We start from the raw sequence: 6,368 nt of genomic DNA, 5'->3' as shown, positions 1-6,368 counted from the left end.
GGATGAGGCTGCGCACGCCGGTGGGAACCTGCGCTGCCTCACACTATGAGTAAGCAGTCGCGGGCACAAATGGTCCTGTGGATAACTCTGTGGATGAATTGTACGAAACGCCGCACGCGATGTGCACAACCTGTGGGAAATCCTGTGGAGAACAAACTAATTTGCCCACGAAAACCACCGTTGACCCGCGGAAATGCATTCCACAGGCTGTGGGGATGAAATTCTCTGAACTCCCCGTTGAAGCTTCTGTCCCGAACTGTTTGCCTGTGTACAAAAACCCTTGACGGGAGGCTGTTGCGGGTATAAGAAGTGGCAGTTCGGGGGGTGCAATTCGGCCCAGACCGCCCGCAGTGGCCGCCGCTTAACGAGCTGTGGCGACGAGCCGGAGCCCGTCGCCACAGAGAGAAGCGTGCCTACTTGGCAGCGACCACCTGGAGGGTGATGACTGCGCTGAGGTCCTCGCGGAGGCGAACAGTCGCCTCGTGCTGGCCGACCGACTTGATCGGGTTGGAGATCTCGATCTTGCGCTTGTCGATCTGGCCGAGACCTGCTGCAGCGACGGCATCCGCCACGTGCACCGTCTTGACCGAACCGAACAGACGGCCTTCTGCGCCAGCCTTGACGGCGAGCTTGACCTTGGTGCTCTCGAGTGCTGCCTTGAGCGCCTGAGCGTCTTCGAGGGTGGCAAGTTCGCGCGCTGCACGCGCGGCCTTGATCTGCTCGACCTGCTTTTCAGCACCGCGGCTCCACGCAATGCCGAAGCCCTGCGGGATCAGGTAGTTACGTGCGTAACCGTTCTTGACCTCGATGATGTCACCAGGAGTACCGAGGCCAGTGACCTCGTGGGTGAGGATGAGTTTTGACATGTCGGTGTTCCTTACCTGCCGGAGCCGGCGTAGGGAAGCAGTGCCATCTCGCGTGCGTTCTTGACGGCACGTGCGATGAGACGCTGCTCCTGAACCGAGACGCCGGTGATGCGACGCGCGCGGATCTTTCCGCGTTCGGAGATGAACTTGCGGAGGGTGGGGACATCCTTGTAGTCGATGACCCCAACGCGGATTGCCTTCGCGGGAGCGAGCGGCTTGCCGCCCTTGCCACCGCGGACAGGCTTGCGGCTTGCGCCGCTAGACTTTCCAGCCATATGAGTTTCCTTAGGTGTATTGCCGCGGAGGGAACCGAAGCGCCCTCCCTGGCAGAGAAGTGTTTAGAAGGGGGTGTCGTCGCCGTAGGAACCAGGCGTGTTCCAGCTGTCGCCGGAGCCCGATGCCATCGCGCCGCCGGCCGGAGCGGCCGTCGGAGCGCTGGCGGCCCATGGCTCGTCCTGCTGGACGGCTGCGGGGCCGCGGCCGCCGCCTCCACCCGAGGACTGCGCACGGGTCACCTGTGCGGTGGCGTAACGAAGCGAGGGACCGATCTCATCTACTTCGAGCTCGATCGAGGTGCGCTTCTCGCCTTCCTTCGTTTCATACGAACGCTGCTTCAGACGCCCGGTAGCGATGACACGGCTACCCTTGGTGAGCGATCCGGCGACATGCTCGGCGAATTCACGCCAAACGCTCGCGCGCAGGAACAGTGCTTCGCCATCTTTCCACTCGCTCGACGCACGGTCGTAGTTACGCGGGGTGGATGCGATGGTGAAGTTGGCAACCGCCAGGCCGTTCTGCGTGTAACGCAGTTCGGGATCTGACGTGAGGTTGCCCACCACGGTAATGACGGTCTCGCCGGCCATCGGGACTAAGCGTCCTTTTCGGCGGGCTTGGCGTCGGCGACTGCCTTCGCTTCAGCCGCTGCGGGCTTGGCGTCCACCTTGGCCTTGGTGGCAGCAGCCTTGCGGGCTGCCTTCTCCTCGGCACGCTTGCCTTCGGACTCGACCAGAGCGATGGCTTCTTCGGCCCGCAGCACCTTGGTGCGCATGACGGCCTCAGACAGCTTCAGCTGACGGTCGAGCTCAACCGTGGCTGCGCTCGTGGCGGTGAAGTCGACGACGGCGTAGATGCCTTCGGTCTTCTTGTTGATTTCGTAAGCCAGTCGACGACGGCCCCAGATGTCGACCTTGTCGATGGTTCCACCATCGTTGCGGATGACATTGAGGAACTTGTCGAGACTGGGAGCAACGGTGCGCTCGTCAATCTCGGGGTCGAGGATAACCATGAGTTCATACTGATGCGTCACTAACCCACCTCCTTCGGACTCGAACGGCCGCAGACGATCTGCGGCAGGAGGGTAATAGCATCGTTGCGACGTACGGGTGCAGAGTGCGCACATACGGGCAACCTGAGTAGCTTACCGGATCGCTGCGGCGCTCGCTACCAAGCCGGAGGCATCCGCTCGGCCCCCCGGTCTTTTCACCCACTGCGGACAGAAACACCCGGCGCACCGCGTGTACCGGTCCACAACGTGTGAAAGCGCGAGCACCCACGAAGCGGATGCCGCGACAGCGGCGCGCGCGACGGCCCACGGCCCCCGGCACCCACGTCAGGCACTCGCCCACCGGATTCACGTACTTCGGACGAATACACGCGGCGTATCGAGTGCACCAGTCCGGATCTAGTGAAGTGGAGCGGGCGACCGGCCTCCGCTCGCAGGTCCTCCACAGCGGCGCGTGCGCAGCCGGCGATCCCCATCTCGAACCCGGACGGGCACGGATGCTTCGCCACACGCCACGCTGGACGGCATGATCGATCCGCTGCGAAACCCCGAAGCCGTTCAGCTCTCGCGAGCAGATTCGCTGGTGGGGGCAGACGGCCGGTCACTGAGACGCGGGCATGCTGCTGGGACCCTGACGAGCGTCCGTCGTGGCGTGTATGTGTCGGCATCGGTCTGGTCAGAGCTTGCAGGCCGCGAACGCCACCTGTTGCGGATGCGCGCCGTCATCGATACCCGCAAGGGCGACGCCGTTTTCGGATTCGAATCGGCGGCCGCCATCTGGGATCTGCCCATCATCGGCCCCTGGCCTGAGGGCGTGCATGTGTTCAGCTCCGACGGGCGAAGGCGCAGCTCGAGCGGCGGGGTGATGTGGCACAACGCGCCACTCCTCGAAGGTGACGTCGTCGAGGTGGACGGAATCCTGGTGACCAGCCGTTTGCGCACGCTGCTGGACCTCGCGCGGCGGTCGGGTTTCATGTCTGCTGTGGCGACCCTCGACGCCGGGCTCGCCCGGGCGGTCAAGGACGAACACACCACGGATGCCGCCGGCTGGCTCCGAGCGACGCTGCTGGAACGCATCGACGCGCTCGATCGCGCTCCGGGCACCGCACGGGCCCGCGCCGCGGTCGCGTTCGCGTCGCACTTGTCCGGCTCACCGGGCGAATCCGCCAGCCGCGTTCAGATCCATCTCTGCGGCTTTCCGACTCCGGTTCTTCAGCTCCCCGTCGTCGACCGTAACGGCACGCTGTGGCATGCAGACGTCGGCTGGCCCGAGCACCGGCTGCTCGGCGAATTCGACGGCTTCACGAAATACACCCGTGCCGCATACACGCACGGGCAGTCGATCGAGGACATCGTCTGGGCCGAGAAGAAACGTGAGGACCTGATGCGGGCGGCGGGCTACGGGATGTCGCGGTGGCTGTGGAGTGACGCCCTGCGGGCACCACTGCTGACGCGGATCCTCCTCGACGCGGGCCTTCCCCGCCGCAGGTTGGGTACGACTTCACCCCGTTCGGACCGGAACACCCGGCGCACCGCGTGACCCGGTCCGCAACGCGTGAAGTCGCACGCACCAGGGGCGCACCGCTCAGCCGGCGATGGCGGCGTTGGCGGCGCCTTCCGCGCGCTTGAGGCCCGCGGACGGCTCCATCGTGCCCGCGAAGATTTCCTGGAAGATCGGGTCGAACTGCTCGAAGCCTTTACCGTAATGAACTCCCCTCGGGGCTGAGATGCGCTTGTCCCCCTCGACGACCTCGAAGAACGGCCGCACGGAGACGCCCTCCCCCTCCCAGAAGTCGAAGTACGCCTTCTGTGCCTTCGTCACCGCGGGAACGGCGGCACCGGACTCGCCGAGGTACCGGTTCGCTTTCTCCGAACCGAGCCAGGTCAGGAGCTTGCCGATAGCCGCCTGCTTTCCGGACTCGGCATTGCCTGCTGCGACGACACCGTTCGTCACAGACACCCGGCCGTCCGGCCCGGTGGGCATCGACGCAACGCCCCACTCGAACTCGGCACCGTCTGCGACGTTCTTCAGGTTGTAGAGCCCGGACTGGAACATCGCCATCCTGCCGTCAAGGAAGGCATCGCGGCTGAAGTCGCCGTTGGCGTTGGTCTCGGATGCCGGCGGGGCCACCTTCGCGGTGTTGATCGCGTTCACGAGGTATTCGACGGACTCGACGGTCCGGGGGTCGGAGAAGGCGAATTCGTCGCCTTCCTGGAAGGCGCCACCGTTGGACCCGATGAACGGAAGCAGGATCGCCTGGGTGTCGTAGGCGATGTTCGTGCCGTACTGCACCGGGGTGCCGTCGAATTCAGCGGAGGCGGCGGATGCGCCCGCCGCGTCGAGGGTGAGTGCTCGAGCGGCAGACAGGTAGGTGTCCTGGGCTTCGTCGGGTGACCAGGCGAGGTTCTCGAGATCATCCGGGGAGATCCCTGCCTTCTCCAGCAGGGCCGTGTTGTAGTACACGGCGATCCCGGCGTCGTACAGCTGGGGCACGCCCCACAGGGTGTCGGTACGGGTGAACTGTTCCACGACGCTCGGCTCCCAGACACCCGCGGTCTCGTCACCGAACAGCCTGTCGATGTTCACCAGCTTGCCGGCATCCGCGTAGGCGCCGAAATAGGAGTTGTTGAGCCAGAAGACATCGTCCATCGTCTTACCGGCGATGTCGGTGCGCAGCTGGGTCCAGTAATCCGCCCAGTCGACGACGTTTACCTCGACCGTGATGTCTGGGTTCTGCTTCTCGAAGGCGGCGAAGGATTCCTCGTACGCCTCGGCGACGGTCTCGTCCCACAGCCGGAACGAGAGCGTCGTGGGTTGATCGACATCCGATGAACCGGTTGCGCAGCCGGTGAGGAGCAGGGCGGATGCCGCGACAATCGTCGCCAGTTTCGTGAATCGGTGAGCCATTCGGGTCTTTCTCTCTGCCGTTGTACCCCGATTGGAGGCTAGCAGTCGCGACCATACTCGCCCCAGTCCGCGCCGGATTCGGGCGCCAAAGGGCGCAACTTCGACCGATTCCGCTGGTCGACGCGGCCGACGTCACGGGGAGCACCGGGACCGCCACGGGGAAATCCGCGGCGGTCCTGCTGCGACACGACGGGCGGATGTTGCCCTGTTCAGTCCTGGGAAATCGCGGAGTTGTTCCCCGGGGTCGCGTGCGGGATCTCCTCCTCAGCGTCGTGCTGGGCGGAGGTGATCGGGTTACCGGGGGTGGTGTAATCAGCGCCGGCCTCAGCGTCATCTTCACCGGTCAGCGGGTTTCCCGTCGTCGCGTGCGGGTGGCTCTCTTCGGCGAGGTGCTCCGGGGAATCGATGGGATCGCCGGTCGTCGTGTAGTCGGCGTTGTGGTCGTCGTTGCCTCGCGGCCGGACAACAGGTTCACGTCCGTCGTACTCGTCGGCGGGCAGGACAGGATCGACGTAATCGTCGTTGTTCACGTTATTTGTCATGCGCCGACGCTACGCCGGTGGCATCCAGGCATCAAGGCCTTGCGGCGGCGCGGATTTTCCCGGCAACCTCAGGCTCCCCGCGTCCTGGCCGGCGGATGCCGTGCCCCCGGAATCCGCCGACCACGACTTCTTTCAGGCGCGCTGCGCCAAGCTCGGGTCGAGAACCTCGATGGGGACCGTGTTCAGCAGGTCGCGGATGCTCTGCTCAAGCGTCAGCTTCTGTGACACCTCGACCGCTCGGCCAAGGTCCGGGCCGCTGAGGGCGACGTAGACCGGCTCGACGTGGTGGACGTACCCAATCTGACGACCGTTGACCACCACCCGTTCGACGTCATTTTGAAGGTGATTGAGCGACACTTCGACATCGGTGTCGACCTTGCCCGCTTCGAAATGCACGTGGAGGTTCCAGGTCGCATTGTTCTTATCGCGGTGTTCTGACGTCTTCATTGACTGCTCCCCTGTTTCTTCGTGCCACGACTATGTGGCGCCCCAGACACTCAAACTAGGGTCATTTTTTGGTCTTAGGGAGGGGTTGACACGTTAAACGTGAGAGTTTCACACGTTGGTCATGTCCCGGTCGCCGTGGCGTCGCTTGCCCTTTCCGGGATGAGGCGCGCACGGCCGGTCACGGCCGCGTCGACCATCTCGCCCGAGGGAAGGGTGGCGACTCCGCCGCCCTCGAGCGCAGCGAGAACACTTCGGGCCCAGGCCACGTCGCGACCGGCGCCGAGGTGTCGACGGTGATGAGCGCCGCCCCTGTCAGGCTATTA

General features: G+C 64.6%; 9 protein-coding genes. 1 reads left to right on the top strand and 8 read right to left on the bottom strand.

Annotated features, from left to right (window positions below; genetic code table 11):
• Positions 1-413: 413 nt before the first annotated feature.
• The 4 genes from rplI to rpsF form a co-directional block, all read right to left on the bottom strand.
• Positions 414-866, bottom strand: coding sequence for a 50S ribosomal protein L9 (gene rplI / locus ACLQ62_RS01165; RefSeq protein ID WP_411719825.1), 453 nt, complete (start codon positions 864-866; stop codon positions 414-416).
• Between the two features lie 11 nt (positions 867-877).
• Complete coding sequence (gene rpsR, locus ACLQ62_RS01160; protein WP_090711605.1) at positions 878-1,141, bottom strand: 30S ribosomal protein S18; 264 nt, start codon at positions 1,139-1,141, stop codon at positions 878-880.
• Between the two features lie 63 nt (positions 1,142-1,204).
• Positions 1,205-1,729, bottom strand: a complete 525-nt coding sequence (locus ACLQ62_RS01155) for a single-stranded DNA-binding protein (RefSeq protein ID WP_297358458.1) — start codon at positions 1,727-1,729, stop codon at positions 1,205-1,207.
• A gap of 5 nt (positions 1,730-1,734) precedes the next feature.
• Positions 1,735-2,151 carry a 30S ribosomal protein S6 gene (gene rpsF, locus ACLQ62_RS01150; RefSeq protein WP_411719826.1) on the bottom strand — a complete coding sequence of 139 codons (417 nt, stop codon included), beginning with the start codon at positions 2,149-2,151 and terminating at the stop codon, positions 1,735-1,737.
• 523 nt (positions 2,152-2,674) lie between these two features.
• On the opposite strand from rpsF, the gene ACLQ62_RS01145 reads away from it, so the two are divergent.
• Positions 2,675-3,688, top strand: coding sequence for a hypothetical protein (locus ACLQ62_RS01145; RefSeq protein WP_411719824.1), 1,014 nt, complete (start codon positions 2,675-2,677; stop codon positions 3,686-3,688).
• A 45-nt stretch (positions 3,689-3,733) separates the two neighbouring features.
• Here the strand turns inward: ACLQ62_RS01145 and ACLQ62_RS01140 are convergent, their stop codons facing one another.
• From ACLQ62_RS01140 to ACLQ62_RS01125, 4 genes are all read right to left on the bottom strand, one after another.
• The gene (locus ACLQ62_RS01140) at positions 3,734-5,056 is read right to left on the bottom strand and encodes an ABC transporter substrate-binding protein (RefSeq protein WP_411719823.1); all 1,323 of its coding nucleotides are present in this window, start codon (positions 5,054-5,056) and stop codon (positions 3,734-3,736) included.
• A 209-nt stretch (positions 5,057-5,265) separates the two neighbouring features.
• Entirely contained in the window at positions 5,266-5,598 is a 333-nt protein-coding gene (locus tag ACLQ62_RS01135; RefSeq protein WP_411719822.1) for a hypothetical protein, read from the bottom strand.
• Positions 5,599-5,730: 132 nt separating this feature from the next.
• Positions 5,731-6,045, bottom strand: a complete 315-nt coding sequence (locus ACLQ62_RS01130) for a hypothetical protein (RefSeq protein ID WP_411719821.1) — start codon at positions 6,043-6,045, stop codon at positions 5,731-5,733.
• A gap of 119 nt (positions 6,046-6,164) precedes the next feature.
• A complete protein-coding gene (locus ACLQ62_RS01125) occupies positions 6,165-6,311 on the bottom strand; it encodes a hypothetical protein (protein ID WP_411719820.1) in 147 nt (48 codons plus the stop codon).
• Between the last annotated feature and the right edge of the window lie 57 nt (positions 6,312-6,368).

Source organism: Mycetocola sp. (assembly GCF_046716805.1).
Lineage (GTDB): Bacteria > Actinomycetota > Actinomycetes > Actinomycetales > Microbacteriaceae > Mycetocola_A.
Note: the sequence above shows the minus strand (reverse complement) of the source record. Positions and strands in the feature narration are given on the sequence as shown.